This window comes from Psychrobacter sp. 1Y1 (assembly GCF_051847395.2).
Lineage (GTDB): Bacteria > Pseudomonadota > Gammaproteobacteria > Pseudomonadales > Moraxellaceae > Psychrobacter.
The window spans coordinates 955,954-975,372 of record NZ_JBPYDF020000001.1; the positions used below are offsets into that span (position 1 = coordinate 955,954).

General features: G+C 43.3%; 33 protein-coding genes. 31 read left to right on the plus strand and 2 right to left on the minus strand.

Going from position 1 to position 19,419, the window contains the following annotated elements; genetic code table 11:
- Nucleotides 1–21: 21 nt before the first annotated feature.
- Both gatC and ACS8FA_RS18010 read right to left on the minus strand, forming a co-directional pair.
- Nucleotides 22–336, minus strand: coding sequence for an Asp-tRNA(Asn)/Glu-tRNA(Gln) amidotransferase subunit GatC (gene gatC, locus ACS8FA_RS18005; RefSeq protein WP_057758683.1), 315 nt, complete (start codon nucleotides 334–336; stop codon nucleotides 22–24).
- 528 nt (nucleotides 337–864) lie between these two features.
- Nucleotides 865–993, minus strand: coding sequence for a hypothetical protein (locus ACS8FA_RS18010; protein WP_259358613.1), 129 nt, complete (start codon nucleotides 991–993; stop codon nucleotides 865–867).
- A 25-nt stretch (nucleotides 994–1,018) separates the two neighbouring features.
- Between ACS8FA_RS18010 and ACS8FA_RS18015 the strand changes: the two genes are divergently transcribed.
- From ACS8FA_RS18015 to rpsD, 31 genes are all read left to right on the plus strand, one after another.
- Nucleotides 1,019–2,056, plus strand: coding sequence for a rod shape-determining protein (locus ACS8FA_RS18015; protein WP_439266438.1), 1,038 nt, complete (start codon nucleotides 1,019–1,021; stop codon nucleotides 2,054–2,056).
- Between the two features lie 313 nt (nucleotides 2,057–2,369).
- On the plus strand, nucleotides 2,370–3,230 hold the full coding sequence (mreC, locus tag ACS8FA_RS18020; protein WP_102077941.1) for a rod shape-determining protein MreC: 861 nt from the start codon (nucleotides 2,370–2,372) through the stop codon (nucleotides 3,228–3,230).
- 141 nt (nucleotides 3,231–3,371) lie between these two features.
- On the plus strand, nucleotides 3,372–3,857 hold the full coding sequence (gene mreD / locus ACS8FA_RS18025) for a rod shape-determining protein MreD (protein ID WP_439266378.1): 486 nt from the start codon (nucleotides 3,372–3,374) through the stop codon (nucleotides 3,855–3,857).
- A gap of 105 nt (nucleotides 3,858–3,962) precedes the next feature.
- Complete coding sequence (locus tag ACS8FA_RS18030) at nucleotides 3,963–4,646, plus strand: Maf family protein (protein ID WP_439266380.1); 684 nt, start codon at nucleotides 3,963–3,965, stop codon at nucleotides 4,644–4,646.
- A 120-nt stretch (nucleotides 4,647–4,766) separates the two neighbouring features.
- Entirely contained in the window at nucleotides 4,767–6,368 is a 1,602-nt protein-coding gene (locus tag ACS8FA_RS18035; protein ID WP_201572278.1) for an Rne/Rng family ribonuclease, read from the plus strand.
- Nucleotides 6,369–6,778: 410 nt separating this feature from the next.
- Nucleotides 6,779–7,090 (plus strand): 30S ribosomal protein S10, encoded by a 312-nt coding sequence (gene rpsJ / locus ACS8FA_RS18040; RefSeq protein WP_010196670.1) that lies wholly within the window; start codon nucleotides 6,779–6,781, stop codon nucleotides 7,088–7,090.
- Nucleotides 7,091–7,139: 49 nt separating this feature from the next.
- Nucleotides 7,140–7,778: a 50S ribosomal protein L3 gene (gene rplC, locus ACS8FA_RS18045; protein WP_057758696.1), complete on the plus strand. Its 639-nt coding sequence runs from the start codon at nucleotides 7,140–7,142 to the stop codon at nucleotides 7,776–7,778.
- A gap of 14 nt (nucleotides 7,779–7,792) precedes the next feature.
- Nucleotides 7,793–8,395 (plus strand): 50S ribosomal protein L4, encoded by a 603-nt coding sequence (gene rplD, locus ACS8FA_RS18050; protein ID WP_057758698.1) that lies wholly within the window; start codon nucleotides 7,793–7,795, stop codon nucleotides 8,393–8,395.
- Nucleotides 8,392–8,742, plus strand: a complete 351-nt coding sequence (gene rplW, locus ACS8FA_RS18055; protein WP_057758700.1) for a 50S ribosomal protein L23 — start codon at nucleotides 8,392–8,394, stop codon at nucleotides 8,740–8,742. The genes rplD and rplW overlap by 4 nt, the downstream gene beginning before the upstream one ends.
- 11 nt (nucleotides 8,743–8,753) lie before the next feature.
- Nucleotides 8,754–9,581 (plus strand): 50S ribosomal protein L2, encoded by an 828-nt coding sequence (gene rplB, locus ACS8FA_RS18060; RefSeq protein WP_057758702.1) that lies wholly within the window; start codon nucleotides 8,754–8,756, stop codon nucleotides 9,579–9,581.
- A 12-nt stretch (nucleotides 9,582–9,593) separates the two neighbouring features.
- Nucleotides 9,594–9,869 carry a 30S ribosomal protein S19 gene (gene rpsS / locus ACS8FA_RS18065; RefSeq protein WP_010196682.1) on the plus strand — a complete coding sequence of 92 codons (276 nt, stop codon included), beginning with the start codon at nucleotides 9,594–9,596 and terminating at the stop codon, nucleotides 9,867–9,869.
- Between the two features lie 10 nt (nucleotides 9,870–9,879).
- On the plus strand, nucleotides 9,880–10,209 hold the full coding sequence (rplV, locus tag ACS8FA_RS18070; protein WP_021813373.1) for a 50S ribosomal protein L22: 330 nt from the start codon (nucleotides 9,880–9,882) through the stop codon (nucleotides 10,207–10,209).
- A 3-nt stretch (nucleotides 10,210–10,212) separates the two neighbouring features.
- Complete coding sequence (gene rpsC / locus ACS8FA_RS18075; protein ID WP_057758704.1) at nucleotides 10,213–10,935, plus strand: 30S ribosomal protein S3; 723 nt, start codon at nucleotides 10,213–10,215, stop codon at nucleotides 10,933–10,935.
- 3 nt (nucleotides 10,936–10,938) lie between these two features.
- A complete protein-coding gene (gene rplP, locus ACS8FA_RS18080) occupies nucleotides 10,939–11,352 on the plus strand; it encodes a 50S ribosomal protein L16 (protein WP_025644399.1) in 414 nt (137 codons plus the stop codon).
- The gene (rpmC, locus tag ACS8FA_RS18085; protein WP_025644397.1) at nucleotides 11,352–11,549 is read left to right on the plus strand and encodes a 50S ribosomal protein L29; all 198 of its coding nucleotides are present in this window, start codon (nucleotides 11,352–11,354) and stop codon (nucleotides 11,547–11,549) included. Before rplP ends, rpmC begins: the two co-directional genes overlap by 1 nt.
- The gene (gene rpsQ / locus ACS8FA_RS18090) at nucleotides 11,546–11,821 is read left to right on the plus strand and encodes a 30S ribosomal protein S17 (protein WP_021813375.1); all 276 of its coding nucleotides are present in this window, start codon (nucleotides 11,546–11,548) and stop codon (nucleotides 11,819–11,821) included. The genes rpmC and rpsQ overlap by 4 nt, the downstream gene beginning before the upstream one ends.
- A 183-nt stretch (nucleotides 11,822–12,004) precedes the next feature.
- On the plus strand, nucleotides 12,005–12,373 hold the full coding sequence (rplN, locus tag ACS8FA_RS18095) for a 50S ribosomal protein L14 (protein ID WP_010196702.1): 369 nt from the start codon (nucleotides 12,005–12,007) through the stop codon (nucleotides 12,371–12,373).
- An 8-nt stretch (nucleotides 12,374–12,381) separates the two neighbouring features.
- Nucleotides 12,382–12,699 (plus strand): 50S ribosomal protein L24, encoded by a 318-nt coding sequence (gene rplX / locus ACS8FA_RS18100; protein WP_101204866.1) that lies wholly within the window; start codon nucleotides 12,382–12,384, stop codon nucleotides 12,697–12,699.
- A gap of 21 nt (nucleotides 12,700–12,720) precedes the next feature.
- Nucleotides 12,721–13,257 (plus strand): 50S ribosomal protein L5, encoded by a 537-nt coding sequence (rplE, locus tag ACS8FA_RS18105; protein WP_101204865.1) that lies wholly within the window; start codon nucleotides 12,721–12,723, stop codon nucleotides 13,255–13,257.
- 12 nt (nucleotides 13,258–13,269) lie between these two features.
- A complete protein-coding gene (rpsN, locus tag ACS8FA_RS18110; RefSeq protein WP_010196705.1) occupies nucleotides 13,270–13,575 on the plus strand; it encodes a 30S ribosomal protein S14 in 306 nt (101 codons plus the stop codon).
- A gap of 11 nt (nucleotides 13,576–13,586) precedes the next feature.
- Nucleotides 13,587–13,985, plus strand: a complete 399-nt coding sequence (gene rpsH, locus ACS8FA_RS18115; RefSeq protein WP_101204864.1) for a 30S ribosomal protein S8 — start codon at nucleotides 13,587–13,589, stop codon at nucleotides 13,983–13,985.
- 176 nt (nucleotides 13,986–14,161) lie between these two features.
- On the plus strand, nucleotides 14,162–14,695 hold the full coding sequence (rplF, locus tag ACS8FA_RS18120; protein ID WP_057758710.1) for a 50S ribosomal protein L6: 534 nt from the start codon (nucleotides 14,162–14,164) through the stop codon (nucleotides 14,693–14,695).
- A gap of 11 nt (nucleotides 14,696–14,706) precedes the next feature.
- Nucleotides 14,707–15,057, plus strand: coding sequence for a 50S ribosomal protein L18 (gene rplR, locus ACS8FA_RS18125; protein ID WP_057758713.1), 351 nt, complete (start codon nucleotides 14,707–14,709; stop codon nucleotides 15,055–15,057).
- 2 nt (nucleotides 15,058–15,059) lie between these two features.
- Entirely contained in the window at nucleotides 15,060–15,575 is a 516-nt protein-coding gene (gene rpsE, locus ACS8FA_RS18130) for a 30S ribosomal protein S5 (protein ID WP_057758716.1), read from the plus strand.
- Between the two features lie 20 nt (nucleotides 15,576–15,595).
- The gene (gene rpmD, locus ACS8FA_RS18135; protein WP_057758718.1) at nucleotides 15,596–15,775 is read left to right on the plus strand and encodes a 50S ribosomal protein L30; all 180 of its coding nucleotides are present in this window, start codon (nucleotides 15,596–15,598) and stop codon (nucleotides 15,773–15,775) included.
- Nucleotides 15,775–16,215: a 50S ribosomal protein L15 gene (gene rplO, locus ACS8FA_RS18140; RefSeq protein WP_057758719.1), complete on the plus strand. Its 441-nt coding sequence runs from the start codon at nucleotides 15,775–15,777 to the stop codon at nucleotides 16,213–16,215. The genes rpmD and rplO overlap by 1 nt, the downstream gene beginning before the upstream one ends.
- A 19-nt stretch (nucleotides 16,216–16,234) precedes the next feature.
- The gene (gene secY / locus ACS8FA_RS18145) at nucleotides 16,235–17,566 is read left to right on the plus strand and encodes a preprotein translocase subunit SecY (RefSeq protein ID WP_166739245.1); all 1,332 of its coding nucleotides are present in this window, start codon (nucleotides 16,235–16,237) and stop codon (nucleotides 17,564–17,566) included.
- Nucleotides 17,567–17,597: 31 nt separating this feature from the next.
- The gene (gene rpmJ, locus ACS8FA_RS18150; RefSeq protein ID WP_010196721.1) at nucleotides 17,598–17,714 is read left to right on the plus strand and encodes a 50S ribosomal protein L36; all 117 of its coding nucleotides are present in this window, start codon (nucleotides 17,598–17,600) and stop codon (nucleotides 17,712–17,714) included.
- A gap of 247 nt (nucleotides 17,715–17,961) precedes the next feature.
- Entirely contained in the window at nucleotides 17,962–18,318 is a 357-nt protein-coding gene (gene rpsM / locus ACS8FA_RS18155) for a 30S ribosomal protein S13 (RefSeq protein ID WP_021813384.1), read from the plus strand.
- 20 nt (nucleotides 18,319–18,338) lie between these two features.
- On the plus strand, nucleotides 18,339–18,728 hold the full coding sequence (gene rpsK / locus ACS8FA_RS18160; RefSeq protein ID WP_045454458.1) for a 30S ribosomal protein S11: 390 nt from the start codon (nucleotides 18,339–18,341) through the stop codon (nucleotides 18,726–18,728).
- A gap of 48 nt (nucleotides 18,729–18,776) precedes the next feature.
- Complete coding sequence (gene rpsD / locus ACS8FA_RS18165) at nucleotides 18,777–19,418, plus strand: 30S ribosomal protein S4 (RefSeq protein ID WP_057758723.1); 642 nt, start codon at nucleotides 18,777–18,779, stop codon at nucleotides 19,416–19,418.
- Nucleotide 19,419 lies beyond the last annotated feature (1 nt).

A 19,419-nucleotide genomic window follows, 5' to 3' on the forward strand; every position in this document is an offset into this window, starting at 1 on the left:
GATTGTATTACTCAGCCACTGTTATTCAATCACCTGAGGCACTAGATATAAGCCTTCTTCTACGGCAGGCGCGACTGACTGATTACGCTCACGATTGATATCGTGTTTTGCTACATCAGCACGCAACTCTTGGCAAGCTTCATGGATATTGGCTAATGGCTTGATGTCTGTCGTATCAACGTTAGATAGCGTATTCATCAGTTTTAATACTTTACTGATATCATCAGCATAGCTATCGGCTGTACTTTCATCGACACCTAGGCGGGCAAGGTTGGCAACTTCTAGGATTTCTTCACGGCTGACGTTGCTGTCAGACGTTGCTGGTTGCTGAGACATAGTTTCTCCAGTTAAGGACAGTTTTTGTTAGAGTAGTTGATTACGAAAAGGAAAATACGTAAGCGTTAAAATAGAAACAATTAAAATATAAACAAATAGTAAGTGGGCTTATTATAAAGCATCTGACTCAAGTTTACAGAGCATGACGCTTGATTGATGCACAATCTCAACCAACAGGCTGAATTGATAAAGACGTAATATTAAATAAGATATGGTGTCAGACAAGCCATAATGCCAATTAAGAAACAATGATTTACAGAGAATTGCAAAACTGACCCCCTAATTCATCATTGTTCCTCAATTGCTCTCCAATTAGCTTCTAAAATACGTTACAGTATGCATCTGCTATTAAGCAAAACATTCATCTGCCTGTAGAGCCTTGTTAGTTATCAGATTAAATGATGTTTCATTGAGTTGAATGATATTCACTACTATTTCAAACTTTGTAACAACTTTTGGCGTCTAAGACAAAAATCCTTACTTACTGATGCAAATATCTATGTTTTTTTTGAGCTAAATCGGTATAATTTAGCTCAGTTTTTTCATTTCATCATTATTGTTTGGATTTTGACTTGTTGGGATGATTAACTGTTGCCACAAGTAATGTTTAACGACGACCTGCTCAACACTGACGAGTAACACCTCAGTCAATCTCATTCGCCTCATTCGTAAGACGCTGGATATATTAGTCATGAACCTGTTTGGATTTTTATCAAATAATATCGCTATCGACCTCGGTACTGCGAACACCCTAATTTTTATTCCTAATAAAGGCGTCGTGCTTGACGAGCCTACGGTGGTCGCGTTACGAAGCAATCGTACTCAGAACCCGACCGTCGCCGCTGTTGGTATCGATGCCAAGCAGATGCTAGGTCGTACGCCTGCGAACATCACAGCGATTCGCCCGTTGAAAGACGGTGTGATTGCTGATTTTGAAGTGACGCAAAAAATGCTTAAGCACTTTATCGCTAAAGTAAAAGCCAAGCGTTTTATGGCACAGCCTAACGTCGTGGTTTGTGTACCATGTAAGTCTACTCTAGTTGAGCGCAAGGCAATTCGTGAGGCAGTATCATCAGCAGGTGCGAGCAAAGTACTATTGCTAGAAGAGCCTATGGCTGCGGCTATCGGTGCTGGTATGCCAGTTCATGAAGCCAGTGGTTCTATGGTGGTGGACATCGGTGGTGGTACAACTGAGATTGCTGTTATCGCACTGTCTGGTTGCGTATATGCTGAGTCAATTCGTATCGGTGGCGATATGTTTGATGAAGCGATCATCACTCATGTACGCCGTACGCATGGTTGTGTCATCGGTGAGACCACTGCTGAGCGCATCAAAAAAGAAGTCGGTTCTGCATTGAATGAAGACAGCCAACTAGAAGTAGAAGTTCGTGGTCGTAGCATGGCAGAAGGTGTGCCAAAGACCTTTACTGTCAATTCAGGAGAAGTGCAAAAAGCGTTGACTGATCCATTGAGCGGTATTGTTAGCGCTGTAAAAGTAGCGCTTGAGCAGACTCCGCCAGAGTTGTCATCAGACATCGCTGAGCGTGGCATCGTATTGACAGGCGGCGGCGCGCTATTACGTGACTTAGACAAACTTATCTCACAAGAGACCGGTTTGCCAGTGACGGTAGCAGAAGACCCATTAACCTGCGTTAGTCGTGGTGGTGGTATCGCGCTTGATTTCATCAATAACAAAAGCTTAAACATGATTTTTGTTTAATTCATATTTATCCTTAATTGCCATATAGTATTGGCAATATATGATAATTTATGTGAATGATGAAACTATAAATATAGTCGGTTCAATATAATTTGGATACAAGAAAGCCGAGCGAAAGTAGTACAAATAGTAGGCTGAGCGAGACTGACACCGTACCCAATTTATAGAAAATTGACTATATATAAAATTAAAGGTAGCCGATTGTGCTACCTTTAATTGCATTCATTTGTGCTAGAACCCAATATCCTCGATAAACACTCATGCTGTAAATAAGTGCTATTGTTCATTTTAGAATCCTTAAATCAGACGACTTATGACTCCAAGTATTTTTGCGCGCCAGCCGTTATCACTTCGTAAGACTGTTATTGTATTGATAGCAGCCTTAATTTTGATGTGGTTTGATAGCAAAAACTCTGATTGGTTTAAGCCTGTACGTAGCACCAGTCATGCTGCCATGCAGCCAATCTATGAGCTGTCTCTACTGCCAAGCTATGCCAAGCATTGGGCTGGTGGTAGTCTGCAATCAAAAGAAGCACTGCGTCGCGAAAACATGCAGCTAAAGTCGCAATTGATACACGCGCATGCCAAGCTACAACAGCAAGATTATATTTTGGCGCAGAACGCACGCCTGCAAGGTATCTTATCTACCACCAAGCCCGAGCAATTCGATCTTAATTTGGCGCAAGTCATCGGTACAGATACCAATTTGCTCAGACAGATTGTGGTGCTTAACAAAGGTGAGCAAGATGGCGTACAAGTTGGGCAAACGGTCATCGATGAAGACGGCGTATTAGGACAGATTATCAATGTCTATCCGAATACTAGCCGTCTGTTGTTGATTACAGATGAGCAGCAGTCAGTTGCGGTTACTGTCAAGCGTACTGGTCAGCGTGCTATCGTCACAGGTCAAGGTATCCCATCTTCATTAAGTCTCAACTACGTCTTCAAAACATCGGATGTGCGAGTAGGTGATGAGCTAGTGTCGTCAGGATTGGGCGGTCGTATTCCGGCAGGCTATCGAGTAGGGCGTATCGCGCATGTCAAAGACGAGCAAACTGATAACTTTAGAACGATCGAAGTTACTCCAGCCGCCAACTTTATCGATAATGCCTATGTTTTAATACTTCAAGACAAGCTGTTAAATGAGAACAATGCTGCTGCTATTGCTCCATAGATAACAACGTAAGCCACGGTATTGACGGCTAACTAGCTGGCTTATTAATGTTTTAAAGCTTTCCATTTATGGTATTCACCTTGCCAATATCCAATCAACAATATCACAGCAACCATCAAACACTCGCTAAGGTAAGTACCCATGTCGTATCCTGATTCTGAGAATGCCACGGTACTATTGATAGTTGTGATTGTTCTAAGTTTCATCGCTGCATCATCACTCAATGTCTATCCATTAAGTCCAAGCATGGCCACATTGCGTCCCATGGTCATGATCATGGTGCTGATCTATTGGCTGCTGTTTCAGCCGCGCTATGTCGGCATTTTTACCGCATTTACGGTTGGGCTGATTGCTGATTTGTTGATGGATACCCATTTAGGGCAGCAAGCTTTTGCCGCTGTTGTTGTTGCATTGATTATCAAAATTACCAGCATCTATGTTAGACAGTTGAATACTGTTAGCGCTTGGTTAATTGCTAGTCTAGGGCTGATTGTCTTTCAGTTAAATCTATGGATACTACAGATGTTTATTCAAAACGTCTTTGTCGCTCAGTCTGCTTTGTCACTGTTTATGAGTATCATCAGCTGGCCACTCGTACTGTTTGCTTTACGCAAGTTTTCGCGTTAATGAATCGCTAGTTATAGCTGTTACTCTGATTAATAGCTTAGCTTGCTCGGCCCACAATGCTGTATGACTACATACATCATAAATTTATAAATGAAGAGAATATCGATGGATATCGTTTTGGCATCTGGCTCTCCGCGTCGTCGTGAGCTACTAGAAAGAGCGCAATTAGATTTTACTATCTTAAGTATAGATATCGACGAGACGCCGTTAGATAATGAGTCGCCAACAGACTATATCGAACGCATGGTCGCAACCAAAGCTGATGCCGCGATACAACAATTAAGCAATACCTTTCAAGTGGATCACAATAATCTCACCTCACCGTTTATTATTTTGACTTCTGATACCATTGGCGTGCTGTCAGATGGCAAGACAGTATTGGTCAAGCCTGTCGATCGTGAGCACGCATATAGTATGTGGCAGTGTATGTCTGATAACGTTCACGAAGTATGGACTGCTGTTCAAGCGACTCAAGTACAGCTATTGCCTAAAGCAAAACCAAGCCCATCAGAACCTACACAGTGCTTGCAAGTTATTAATCAGCAGCGAATCACTGAGCGTACGGAAGTGACCTTTATACCACTGACGACACAGATGATGAGTGACTATTGGGATAGTGGCGAACCCGCTGATAAAGCAGGTGGATACGGCATTCAAGGACTGGGTGCTGCTTGGGTCAGTCGTATTAATGGCAGCTATACCAATGTTGTTGGTCTGCCACTGGCACAAACACTGGCACTAATCAAAGAAATGACAGAAGGCAGTATGGACATAGTCAACCCGTTATAATGAGATATGCACATAATGACACGGTAGGGTAATGGGCAAGAGCAAGTCGCATTTGTTACACTGTCAATCTAATAGGCGATGACCGTCTAATAAGAAAGCTGAGAGATAAGAGAAAAAACTATGTCCGAAGAGCTGCTGATTAATATTAGTCCAATGGAATCCCGTGTTGCGGTTTTAGACAATGGTATTTTGGGCGAGATTTATATTGAACGACATCACAAACTGGGGTTGGTCGGCAATATCTATCTGGGGACGGTCGTACGCGTCCTTCCTGGTATGCAGGCAGCCTTCGTAGATATTGGTCAATCACGGACCGCATTTCTACATGTCAACGATATGCAGCGTGAACCACGCCCCGTTGCAGAAAAAAACAAAGCGGCTAAGGCCACTAAGCACGAGATAAATGAGGACGATGCAACTACCAACGCTGCTGCTGATAGCTTGGCTGTGACACCGCCTATTGTCAGTGCGCAAAGTACAGAGATCGTACCAGCGTCTAAAACACTGATTCAGCATCGTCTGCATGAAAGTCAGCGTATTTTGGTACAGGTGACCAAAGACCAGTTAGGGAGCAAAGGTGCACGTCTAACCACCAACATCTCACTGCCATCACGCTATCTAGTATATTTGCCATCGAGTGATCATATTGGCATATCGCAGCGTATCGATGGTGAAGAAGAGCGTAGCCGATTAAAGACCGAACTTAGCAGCCTGATGCAGACGGTCAATCTAAAAGGTGGACTGATTGCTCGTACCGCTGCTGAGCGTGTGCCCGTCGATAAGCTAGAAGAGGACATCTATTATCTATTGCAGCTGTGGCGTACTATCTGTGCTCGTCGCCAAGAGATTAATCATCATCAGAGCTCGGAGCTGATCTATCAGGAACTGTCACTACCATTACGTTCTATCCGTGACTTGGTTCACGCTGATACCGAAAAAGTCATTATTGATAATACGCAAATCTATGAGCAAGTCAGATACTTTGCCAAGGAGTTTGTTCCATTCGTCTATGATCGTATCGTGCACTACACAGCTGAGCAGTCATTGTTTGATGTACACCGTGTCGAAGACGACTTACGTGATGCACTAAAGCGCCGTGTTGATCTCAAGTCTGGCGGCTATCTGATTATCGATCAGACCGAAGCCATGACGACGATTGATGTTAATACAGGTTCTTTTGTGGGTGGTCGCTCATTAGAGGATACGGTTTATAAAACCAATCTAGAAGCCACACATGCTATCGCTCGTCAGCTACGACTACGTAATCTAGGCGGTATTATTATTCTAGATTTTATCGATATGCTTGAGCAACAGCATAAAGATGATGTGCTTGAGAGCTTACAGGCACAGCTTACTCAAGATTATGCAAAAACTAAGATTACGCAGGTTAGCGAGCTTGGCTTAGTAGAGATGACACGCAAACGCACGCGTGAATCATTGGGTCAGCAGCTTTGTGAGCCGTGTTCGACTTGCCAAGGTCGCGGGTTTGTCAAAACCGCAGAAACCGTTTGCTTTGAGATTTTCCGCGAAATTATGCGTTGCGCCCGTACTTATAACTCTCCCAAAAAGTTCACAGTGGTGGCTCATGCGGCAGTCATTGATTTACTACTCACAACAGAGTCAGACACAGTAGCCGATTTAGAGTATCTACTAGGTAGGGTCATTACTTTTGATGTAGAGAATCTATATACCCAAGAGCAGTATGATATTGTTTTAGATTAATATTATTCAAATCATCTAATAGTTCTAGATGAAAATATTTATTTAACTAAAGGCTAGTCTAAGAAAGAGCATCTCTAATCATACTAGAGATTGCTCTTGCAATACCTAAAATACTATGTATAATATACACCACTGAATTATATATGCGCAGCTGAATAAAAAAAGCTGGCGCTATGACAGCTAGAGCATCGTTTCTAGCACTATTTCATTATGCCTTTGCTACTTTCCATTTAATAGGAGAGTTGGCGGGGCTTTAAACTATTTTGCTTTTGGCACGCTATAAGTTCGGATAAAGAACTCATTCTGGTTAAGAACAGAAGGCCGCTTTAAGTGAATATTTAACCAAACTGCTTTTGATCATGGTCTTGCGACGCAAGAATGACAAAGGCACATATTAGGAGCTTGCTGGCATGGCTAACCAGAGAATCCGTATCCGTCTTAAGTCTTTTGATCATCGTCTGATTGATCAATCTGCACAAGAGATTGTTGATACTGCAAAGCGCACCGGTGCGCAAGTTTGTGGTCCTGTACCGTTGCCGACTCGCATTGAGCGCTTCAACGTTCTAACCTCACCACACGTTAACAAAGACGCTCGTGACCAGTACGAAATCCGTACTCATAAGCGTATGGTTGATATCGTTCAGCCAACTGACAAAACTGTGGATGCGCTAATGAAATTAGATTTAGCGGCGGGTGTTGACGTTCAAATTGCTTTGGGTTAATGCACATTAAACACCCAACCCATTAATATAAGATATAAAGAGGTCTAAAATGGCGATCGGTTTAGTCGGTAAAAAGTGCGGCATGACCCGTGTCTTCACTGAAACAGGCGCATCTATCCCTGTAACAGTTGTTGAGGTCGATGCAAACCGCATTACTCAAGTAAAAAATACTGATGTAGATGGTTATCAAGCCATCCAAATTACCACAGGTACTCGTCGTGACAGCCGCGTAACAGCTGCACAAAAGGGTCACTTCGCTAAAGCTGGTGTTAAAGCTGGCCGTGGTGTTTGGGAATTCCGTGCCAACGAAAGCGATCTTGAAGGTCGTGAGATTGGTGGCGAGATTCTAGCTGACTTGTTCGAACAAGGTCAGATGGTTGATGTGACAGGACAGAGCAAAGGTAAAGGTTTCCAAGGCCCTGTTAAGCGTCACAACTTTAGTATGCAAGATGCTACTCATGGTAACTCAGTGTCTCATCGTGCGCATGGTTCAACTGGTCAAAACCAGTCACCAGGTAAAGTATTCAAAGGCAAGAAGATGGCGGGTCAGATGGGTAACAAACGTGTTACCGTTCAGGGCCTAGAAGTGATTTCGGTTGATGCCGAAAAAGGGTTACTTGTCATCAAGGGTGCTATCCCAGGTGCCACCGGTGGCGATGTTATCGTACGTCCGTCAGTCAAAGCCTAAGCAAGGGGATTAACGTGGATTTAAAAACAGTTACAGGTGCGGCGGTTGAGCTTTCTGATACGGCATTTGGTCGTGAATTCAACGAAGCACTAGTGCATCAAGTCGTCACCGCTTATTTAGCTGGTGCTCGCCAAGGTACACGCGCACAAAAAACACGTGCCGAAGTTTCTGGCGGTGGTATTAAGCCATGGCGCCAAAAAGGTACTGGTCGCGCTCGTGCGGGTTCTATTCGTAGCCCAATCTGGCGTTCAGGTGGTCGTGCATTCGCTGCAAAACCACAAGATTGGTCACAGAAAGTAAACCGTAAAATGTATCGCGGTGCGATGCAGTGCATCCTAGCAGAATTGATTCGTCAAGAGCGTCTGATTTTGGTAGAAGAGTTGAGCGTTTCTGGGCCGAAAACCAAAGAACTGATTGCTAAGTTAAACGATTTGAATGCACCTCGTGCACTAATCGTTACTAAAGAAGTTGATGAAAACTTATACTTAGCTGCTCGCAACATTCCACACGTCAATGTACTTGGTACAAATGAAGTGGACCCAGTGAGCTTGATCGCATTTGATAAAGTGATCATGTCAGTTGAAGCTGCGAAACAATTTGAGGAAGCACTAGCATGAATAACGCAAGACTTTATCAGGTCTTAAGAGGGCCTGTATTCTCAGAAAAATCTCAAATGCTTGGCGACTCACTTGGTGTGCAGGTATTTAAAATTGATTCTAATGCTACTAAGCTTGAAGTCAAGAAAGCAGTTGAGTTGATGTTTGAAGGTGTTGAAGTCACTAAAGTAAACACTTTGAATGTTAAAGGTAAGACAAAGCGTTTTGGTAAAAGCATTGGCCGTCGTAACGACTACAAAAAAGCCTATGTTACCTTAAAAGCTGGTCAAGATGTACAAATGGCTGATGCTGGTGAAGAAGTAGCGAATACTACTGATTCTACTAGTGAAACAGCGAATAACGAATAAGGATTACACTCATGCCTATCGTAAGAGCAAAGCCAACATCACCAGGCCGTCGTTTTGTTGAAAAAGTAGTGCATCCACACCTGTACAAAGGTCGTCCGTTTGCAGCACTTCTAGAATCAAAAAGCAAGTCAGGTGGTCGTAACAATAATGGCCGCATTACTACTCGTCACATTGGCGGTGGTCATAAGCAACATTATCGCATTATCGATTTCAAACGTACTAAAGACAATATCCCAGCAACGGTAGAGCGTATCGAATACGATCCTAACCGTACTGCTCATATTGCTTTACTTAAGTATGCTGATGGCGAACGTCGTTACATTATCGCTGCTAAGAAACAAGTAGTTGGTGATACAGTAATGTCAGGCGAGACTTCTCCAATTCGTCCAGGTAACTGCTTACCGCTAAAAAATATCCCATTGGGTACTGTGATTCACAATATCGAGCTTAAAATCGGTAAAGGTGCACAGATGGCTCGCTCTGCGGGTGCTAGCGTTCAGTTACTAGGTCGTGACGGTGTTTATGCTATTCTACGTATGCGTTCTGGCGAAACTCGCCGTGTACACGTAAATTGCCGCGCTGTTATTGGTGAAGTTTCTAACACTGAAAACAACTTGAAATCACTTGGTAAAGCCGGTGCTTCACGTTGGCGTGGTGTTCGTCCTTCTGTTCGTGGTGTCGCTATGAACCCGGTTGATCACCCACACGGTGGTGGTGAAGGTCGTAACAAAGGTCGCCATCCAACCAGCCCTTGGGGTCAGAAGTCTAAAGGACTTAAAACGCGTCACAATAAGCGTACTGACAACATGATCATCCGCCGTCGCGCCAAGAAGAAATAAAGGAAGAATTTCATGCCTCGTTCATTGAAAAAAGGTCCATTCATAGACGCGCACTTGTTTGCTAAAGTTGAGAATGCATTAGACACCAACTCACGCAAGCCAATTAAGACTTGGTCGCGCCGCTCGATGATTCTGCCACAAATGGTTGGCCTAACTTTATCTGTTCACAACGGCCGTACTCATGTACCGGTTATCGTGAGCGAGCAGATGGTTGGTCATAAACTAGGTGAATTTGCCCCGACTCGTACGTATCGTGGTCACGGCATTGACAAAAAAGCTAAGAGATAAGGTGCTTACCATGGAAGTAACTGCAAAATTACGCGGTGCCGCCATATCGGCACAAAAAGTTAGACTCGTTGCTGATGAAGTTCGTGGCAAATCTATTGAGCGTGCTTTGGATATCCTAACGTATAGCAATAAAAAAGGCGCTGTGTTTGTTAAGAAATGCCTTAACTCAGCCATCGCCAATGCCGAACATAATCACGGCTTAGATATTGACGACCTAAAAGTCGCTACTATCTATGTTGATGAAGGCATTACGCTAAAACGTATCCTACCACGTGCCAAAGGCCGTGCTGATCGTATCAGCAAGCGTACTTGTCACATCACTATAAAGGTAGGAGAATAAGTTATGGGTCAAAAAGTACATCCAATCGGAATTCGTCTTGGTGTTGTAAAAAAGCATAACGCAAACTGGTATGCTAACCCTAAACAATACTCAGAATACCTAATCAACGACATTCAAGTTCGTGAATATCTACGCAAAAAGCTAGATAACGCTATGATCAGCAACATCATGATCGAGCGTCCTACTGGCGCTGCTAAGATTACCATCGCCACTGCGCGTCCTGGTATTGTTATCGGTAAGAAAGGCGAAGATATCGAAAGACTTCAAAAAGAATTGACCAAAATTATGGGCGTACCTGCTCAGGTCAACATTGAAGAAATCACGTCACCTGACCTTGATGCACGTTTGGTAGCAGACGGCATCGGTAGCCAGCTTGAGCGTCGTGTTATGTTCCGTCGTGCGATGAAACGCGCGGTACAGAACAGCATGCGTTCTGGTGCTAAAGGTATCAAGGTTGAGCTGTCTGGCCGTCTAGGCGGTGCTGAGATTGCTCGTAGTGAATGGTACCGTGAAGGTCGTGTGCCATTGCATACACTCCGTGCTGATATTGACTATTCGTCAATTCGTGCAGAGACAACTTACGGCACCATCGGTGTTAAAGTTTGGATTTTCCGTGGCGAAATCCTTGACGGTATGAACAGTGTATATAATCCCGTCAAAGAAGAGCAGACTCGTGCGCCAAAACGCCGTGGTCGTGGAAACCGTCGAAACTCAGACAGAGGTTAAACTATGTTACAGCCAAAACGTACCAAGTTTCGTAAAATGCACAAAGGTCGTAACACTGGGCTAGCTCATCGTGGAAGCACCGTTGCATTCGGACAAATTGGTCTAAAATCATTGACGCGTGGTCGTATGACAGCTCGTCAAATCGAAGCAGCACGTCGTACCATCACTCGTAAAATTAAGCGTGGCGGTAAGATTTGGATTCGTGTATTCCCTGACAAACCAATTACCAACAAACCATTAGAAGTACGTATGGGTAAAGGTAAAGGTCCAGTAGAATATTGGGTATGCGAAATCAAACCTGGTAAAGTGCTATATGAAATTGAAGGGGTATCTGAAGAGCTTGCTCGTGATGCATTAACGCTCGCTGCAGCAAAATTGCCCTTTAAAACTACCATTGTTAAGCGGACGATAATGTAATGAAGATCAGTGAATTACGTGATAAATCATTAGAAGAACTGACCCAGTTACTTGATGAAAAGCAACTTGATGCTTTCCGTATTCGTATGGCTAAAGCAACTGGTCAGTTGGGTAATACCCATGAAGTTAGAGCCAATCGTCGCACGATTGCTCAGCTTCAGACTTTGATTAACGAGAAACAACGAGGCGACTCATGAGCGATAACAATCAAACAGCTACCAATGCTAGCGTATTGACAGGACGAGTTGTCAGCGACAAGATGGACAAGTCCATCACAGTTTTGATTGAGCGTCTGGTTCGTCATCCTTTGTATGGCAAGCAGCTTCGTCGTTCTACAAAAATCAAAGCACATGATGAGAATAACGTTTGCCAACAAGGCGACCTTGTCCGCATCAAAGAAACGCGTCCAATCTCAAAAACTAAGTCTTGGACTTTGGTTGATGTGGTTGAAAAAGTAGAAAAAATCTAAGTAAATTGCATTAAAAGCCAGAAGCTGTTAAAATAGCCGCCTTTTTAAGGATGCTGATTGCGCCGAGCGTATATCACTCACATTAAGAGTAAGTCGCGGTTATTTATATTAAAATGCCGTCCTACTCATTCTGTGCTAGCGGCAGCAACTGGTTTTTATTGCTCATACGTGTGGAGTAACGCTATGATTCAGGTTGAGTCAATGCTGGAAGTTGCAGACAATAGCGGTGCAAGGCGAGTTCAGTGCATTAAAGTACTGGGTGGTTCTCATCGTCGTTATGCATCAGTTGGCGACATTATTAAAGTAACGGTTAAAGAAGCCATTCCTCGTGGTCGTGTTAAAAAAGGCGACGTGATGAATGCAGTAGTTGTACGTACCAAAAAAGGCGTTCGTCGTCCAGATGGTTCTGTGTTACGTTTTGACGACAATGCTGCGGTATTGTTGAACCAAAACAAAGCGCCGATTGCAACTCGTATTTTTGGACCGGTAACTCGTGAACTACGTGGTGATCAGTTTATGAAAATTGTATCACTAGCACCAGAAGTATTGTGAGGTAATCCATGTCAAAATTACGTAAAGGCGATACAGTTATCGTGATTGCTGGGAAAGACAAAGGCAAGCAAGGTACTGTACAAGCTGTAAAAAACGATCGTATTAAAGTTGAAGGCATTAATATTGTTACTAAACATCAGAAGCCAAATCAGGCAACTGGCGTTGAAGGTGGCATTCTTAAGCAAGAAGCTTTTTTGCATATCTCAAATGTCGCAATCTTAAATGCGCAAACCCAAAAAGCAGACCGTATTACTTATCAGTTTGGCGAAGACGGCAAGAAACAACGCGTCTATCGTTCAAGCGGTGAAGTAGTGGCGACTGCGTAAGACACTAAGGGTGTAATGGTAATGGCAAGATTAAAATCTTTATATAACGATGAACTAAAGCAGCAAATCAAAGAAGAGCTTGGTTTGGCAAATGTGATGCAAGTGCCTAAAATCACTAAAATCACACTTAACATGGGTGTAGGCGGCGCGTCTCAAGACAAGAAATTGTTGGAAGGTGCTGTAGCTGATATGACCGCGATTGCTGGTCAAAAACCTGTTGTCACCAAAGCGCGTAAATCAGTTGCTGGCTTTAAGATTCGTGAAGAATGGCCAATTGGCTGTAAAGTAACGCTACGCGGTGAGCAAATGTACGAATTTTTAGATCGTCTCGTTGCCATTGCAATTCCTCGTATTCGTGATTTCCGCGGTTTTTCACCTAAAGCCTTTGACGGACGTGGTAACTACTCATTGGGTATCAAAGAACAAATCGTATTCCCAGAAGTAGACTTTGACAAGATTGATCGTATCCGTGGTATGGATGTGACAATCACCACGTCAGCTCAATCTGATGAAGAAGGTCGTGCGTTGCTTAAAGCATTCGGCTTCCCATTTAAATAAGGTAAAGACGTTATGGCAAAGAAGAGCATGATTAACCGCGAATTAAAGCGCGAAAAAATGGTTGCTAAATATGCTGAAAAGCGTATCAAGCTAAAAGAAACTATCAGTGATATGACTGCAAGTGACGAAACTCGTATGGAAGCGATGTTAGAGCTACAAGCTCTTCCACGTAACTCATCACCAGTACGTCTGCGTAATCGTTGTGCTATCACCGGTCGTCCTCACGGTTACTTCCGCAAGTTTGGCTTGTCACGCAATATGCTGCGTGAGCGTGTCATGCAAGGCGATGTGCCTGGTGTTCGTAAAGCAAGCTGGTAAGGAGTAACTATATGAGTATGCAAGATACCGTTGGGGATATGCTAACCCGTATCCGTAACGCACAAATGGCTAACAAAGTATCGGTAGCAATGCCGAGCTCTAAATTACGTAAATCAATTGCTGATTTACTAGTTAGCGAAGGTTATGTGGCTAGCGCTGTTGTTGCCGAAGAAGAAAACAACAAAGCAACCCTTACTATTGAATTGAAATATTTCGAAGGCCGTGCTGTCATCGAAACTATCCAACGTTATAGCCGTCCTGGTTTACGCCAGTTCCGCGGTAAAGACGCTATCCCTACTGTTAAGCAAGGTATGGGTGTTGCTATCGTATCTACTAGCCAAGGTATCATGAGCGATCGTGCTGCACGCGCTGCTGGTATCGGTGGTGAAATCGTCGCATTTGTAGCGTAAGCTATACGACGATGAAGTCTATTTGATGGTTGTTAGGCTTCTATTGATTGAGTAATATTAAATTATTTCGAATTGATAGATGTCTAACACAGTCAACTATGCTAAACTAACACGCTTTTTAGCCTGTTAGTTTTTTCGCTAATATAAAGAAGTTAAATTTTTTAAGGAATATTCCTATGTCTCGTGTGGCTAAAGCCCCAGTGACGCTGCCAAACGGCGTAAGCGTTACTTTGAACGATCGGCAGGTCGAAGTTAAAGGCAAGAACGGTTCTATGTCTTTACGCCTGCATGAATTGGTCGAGCTGAAACAGGAAGATGATGCTATCATTTTCTCACCTACAGTCGATTCAAAAGAAGCTATGATGCACACTGGCACCATGCGCGCTCTTGTTAACAACTATGTTACTGGCGTGAACGAAGGCTTTGAAAGACGTCTTCAGTTAATTGGTGTTGGTTATCGCGCGCAAGTTACTGGTAACAAGGTAACCTTGAACGTTGGTTATTCTCATCCAGTAGAGTATACGTTACCTGAAGGTGTATCAGCTGAAACGCCAACGCAAACTGAAATTGTTTTGAAATCAAACAATAAACAGCAGCTTGGTCAAGCAGCCGCCAACATCCGTGGTTTCCGCCCACCTGAGCCTTACAAAGGTAAAGGTATTCGTTATAGTGACGAGCATGTGATTCGCAAAGAAGCTAAGAAAAAATAAGGTGAGTTGAAATGTTTGATAAAAAAGCAGCTCGTCTGCGTCGAGCTAAGAAAACACGCGCACATATCCGTTTCTTAGGCGTTCATCGCTTAACGGTTAACCGCACGTCAAAACATATTTATGCCCAGATTATCTCTCCAAATGGTGGTGAAGTGATTGCTCAGGCATCTACCTTAGACAGCAGCTTGCGTTCAGGCGCGACTGGTAATGCTGATTCAGCAACGTCTGTAGGCCAAATGATCGCAGAACGCGCAAAAGCAGCTGGCATTACTAAAGTTGCCTTTGACCGTAGTGGTTTCAAATATCATGGTCGAGTTAAAGCTTTAGCAGAAGCTGCTCGCGAAAACGGATTGGAGTTTTAATCATGGCTAGAAATGATAAAAATGATAAAAATGAACAGACTGACGGTCTAGTAGAACGCTTAGTTACCGTTGATCGCGTAGCGAAAGTTGTTAAAGGTGGTCGTATTTTCTCTTTCACTGCATTGACTGTAGTGGGCGATGGCAATGGTCGTGTAGGTTTTGGTCGCGGTAAAGCACGTGAAGTGCCAGCTGCTATCCAAAAAGCACTAGAAGCTGCCAAACGCAATATGATTACTGTTGAGCTAAATGATGCAACTTTGCATCATCCAATCAAAGCACGTCATGGTGCTAGTAAAGTCTATATGCAACCTGCATCTGAAGGTACTGGCGTAATCGCTGGTGGAGCAATGCGTGCTGTATTAGAAGTTGCTGGTGTCAAAGATGTTTTGACTAAATGTTATGGTTCTACCAATACTGCTAACGTTGTTCGCGCAACGTTTAACGGTTTACGTGATATGTCAACTCCAGAGAAGATGGCAGCTAAACGTGGTAAATCTGTAGACGAAATCTTGGGTTAACTTAGACTAGGTGAGTTACGATGAAAAAAATGAAAGTCACTCAATTTAAATCGGGTGCCCATCGCCTAAAGAGCCACAAAGCGAGCTTGAAAGGATTGGGTTTACGCCGTATTAATCATACTGTAGTAGTAGAAGATACTCCTTCGACTCGTGGTATGGTCAATCGCGTTAACTACATGGTAAAAGTGGAGGAAGCGTAATGGGTCTTAGATTAAATGAATTATCACCAGGTGTTGGCGCAAAGAAAACTGCCCAACGTCGTGGTCGTGGTATCGGTTCAGGTCTTGGTAAGACTGGTGGTCGTGGTGTAAAAGGTCAGAAATCTCGTTCAGGTTCTAGCATTCGCTCAGGATTTGAAGGTGGTCAGATGCCTCTATATCGCCGTCTACCAAAATTTGGTTTTACCAGTAAACTGGCTATGAAGACTGCTGAAGTACGTCTTTCTGAACTGAATAAAATTGAAGGCGATGTAGTTAGCCTTGAAACACTTAAAGCTGCTAACCTTATCCGTCACGATATGAAACGTGCTCGTGTAATGCTATCAGGCGAAGTCACTAAAGCTTATACTTTCAAAGGTATTAAAGTGACTAAAGGTGCTAAGCAAGCTATCGAAGCTGCTGGTGGTAGCATCGAGGAGTAGTAACGTGTCAAAACAATCAATGTCATCGGCTGGTATACCGCTTAATCCATTCGCATTTATACGTAAGTATGATGAGCTATGGACGCGTTTATTATTTTTAATCGGCGCATTGATTGTTTATCGTTTAGGGTCACATATTCCAGTTCCGGGTATCAACCCAGTTAACTTGGCTGATCTGTTTTCGCGCAACGAAAACACCATTCTGAGCATGTTTAACATGTTCTCAGGTGGTGCGCTAGAGCGTATGTCTATCATGGCACTTGGCATTATGCCATATATCTCAGCATCGATTATCGTACAGATGATGTCTGCAGTATTGCCATCGCTTGAAGCTCTCAAAAAGGAAGGTGAAGCGGGACGACGCAAGTTAAACAAGTATACCCGTCAGGGAACACTTGCTTTAGCACTAGTACAGTCATTAGGAATGTGTGCCGGCTTAATCAGCCAAAACCTTACTTTATCTACTGGTCTTACCTTCTATATTCCAGCTGTTACTTCTTTAGTAGCAGGCGCAATGTTCTTAATGTGGCTTGGTGAGCAGATTACAGAACGTGGCGTAGGTAATGGTATTTCAATGCTCATTTTCGCGAGTATTGTGGCTGGTACGCCAGGTATGATTTCGCAGTCTATTGAACAGGTCAATCAAGGTCAGATGAACTTGATTGTGCTATTTATTTTTGTACTGCTAGGTATCGCGGTTACTGCGGGTATCGTTTATATTGAACGTGCTCAACGCCGTGTTCCTGTGAACTATGCACAAAAACAGCAACAAGGCCGCAAAATTTACGCTCAGCAGCAATCACATTTGCCGTTGAAGCTAAATATGGCAGGGGTTATCCCAGCTATTTTTGCAAGTTCTTTGTTATTGTTTCCTGCAAGTTTAGGGCAGTGGGTTGGTCAATCGACTGATCCTACCTTTGTACAGAAAATACTTCAAAATATGGCATTGGTGTTGTCTCCAGGGCAGCCGCTATATTTAGTACTGTTTGGCGCAATGATTATCTTTTTCTGTTATTTTTATACGGCGCTGGTATTTAGTCCGCGTGAAGTAGCAGAGAACCTTAAACGTAGTGGTGCGTATATCCCAGGTATTCGCCCAGGACAACAAACTCAGCGTTACCTCGATCATGTATTAAACCGACTGACCTTTATTGGCGCGATGTATATGACGGTTATTTGTTTAATGCCAATGGTCGTCCAGTCATCGTTTGGTGTGCCGTTTCAACTCGGTGGTACGTCTTTACTGATTATGGTGGTTGTGGTAATGGACTTCATCTCGCAGATTCAAGCGCATTTGATGACCCATCAATATCATGATCAGACGTTAATTCAATCGCCCACTCAACCTTAAATGAGCGGTACGATATTTCAAGGAGCATGCTATGAAAGTTCAAGCATCAGTTAAAAAGATTTGTGGTAGCTGTAAAGTTGTGCGCCGTAAAGGCCGTGTACATATTATTTGTACAGCAGAACCTCGCCACAAGCAACGTCAAGGTTAATCTTTAGTATTAGAAAACGTTTAGTTTTCACTGCTAATTAAATTAATACTTGAAAAATAACGGCGGATGCGATATCATCCGCCACTTGCCGTGTTTATACAAAATCTTTTATAATAGAATCGATGAGTAGACTTATAGTCAAAACATCGATAATGACTATAGAAGCTCTAGTATTAACAGCAACAAATCTGAAGAGTAAAGCCTTATCGCTAGATAACGCTTATTTTTCTTTAATGGAGAGAAATCAATGGCTCGTATTGCCGGCGTAAACATTCCGGATAATAAGCATGCTGTTATTTCACTAACTTACATCTTTGGTGTAGGTCGTACCACTGCTCAGAAAATCTTAGAAGCAGTTGGCATCGCCCCTACTACTAAAGTCAGTCAGTTAGATGATACACAGTTAGATGCTATCCGTGCACAAGTTGCAAACTACATGACTGAAGGTGACCTTCGTCGTGAAGTTTCAATGAATATTAAGCGTTTAGTTGATCTTGGTTGTTACCGTGGCATCCGCCATCGTCGTAACCTACCAGTTAGAGGTCAGAACACCAAGAACAACGCTCGTACTCGCAAGGGTCCGACACGTCCTCTCAAAAGATAATTAACTTAGGAAGCTAAAAGATGGCAAAAGACACTCGTAGTCGCAAAAAGGTGACTCGTCGTTCAGTATCGGAGGGCATCGCCCATATCCATGCGTCTTTTAATAACACCATTGTTACGATTACCGATCGTCAAGGTAATGCATTGGCTTGGGCCACTTCAGGTGGACAAGGCTTCCGTGGTTCACGTAAATCTACACCATTTGCAGCTCAGGTTGCAGCTGAAGTCGCTGGTAAAGCGGCTCAAGAATATGGTGTTAAGAATATCGACGTTTTGGTCAAAGGACCAGGACCGGGTCGTGAGTCTGCGGTAAGAGCACTAGGTGCATTGGGTTATAAAGTTAACAGCATCTCTGATGTAACCCCAATCCCACACAATGGTTGCCGTGCGCCGAAAAAGCGCCGCGTCTAATATTAAAGACGAAGCTTTTTATCCCAAAAGCTTATAGGAGACATAACAATGGCCCGTTATATTGGACCAAAACTTAAATTATCACGTCGTGAAGGCACTGACTTAGGTCTTAAGTCTGGCGTTAAACCGTATGACGTAAAAACGAAGAAAGCTGGTCGTCCACCAGGTCAACACGGTGTAAGCCGTAACAAGACCTCAGAATATGCTCTACAGTTGCGTGAAAAGCAAAAAGTTAAGCGTATCTACGGTGTATTAGAGCGTCAGTTTGCTAATTACTATAAAGAAGCTGCTCGTAAGCGCGGTGCTACTGGTGAAAACTTGTTAGCTATGCTTGAGAGTCGTCTAGATAACGTTGTATATCGCATGGGCTTTGGCTCAACTCGCGCAGAAGCACGTCAGCTAGTCAGTCATCGTACTGTTATGGTAAAAAAAGCTGGCCGTGATGAGTTTGTTCGTGTGAATATTCCTTCAATTCAGCTTCAAGATGGTGATGTCATCGCTATCCAAGAGAAATCTCGCGAACAACTACGTATTAAAAACGCTATCGAATTAGCGACACAACGTGGTATTCCAGAATGGCTTGATGTTGACCACAGCAAACTACAAGGCACATTTAAACATGCGCCTGATCGTATTGATCTACCTGCTGAAATCAACGAAAGCTTGATCGTTGAGCTATACTCTAAGTAAT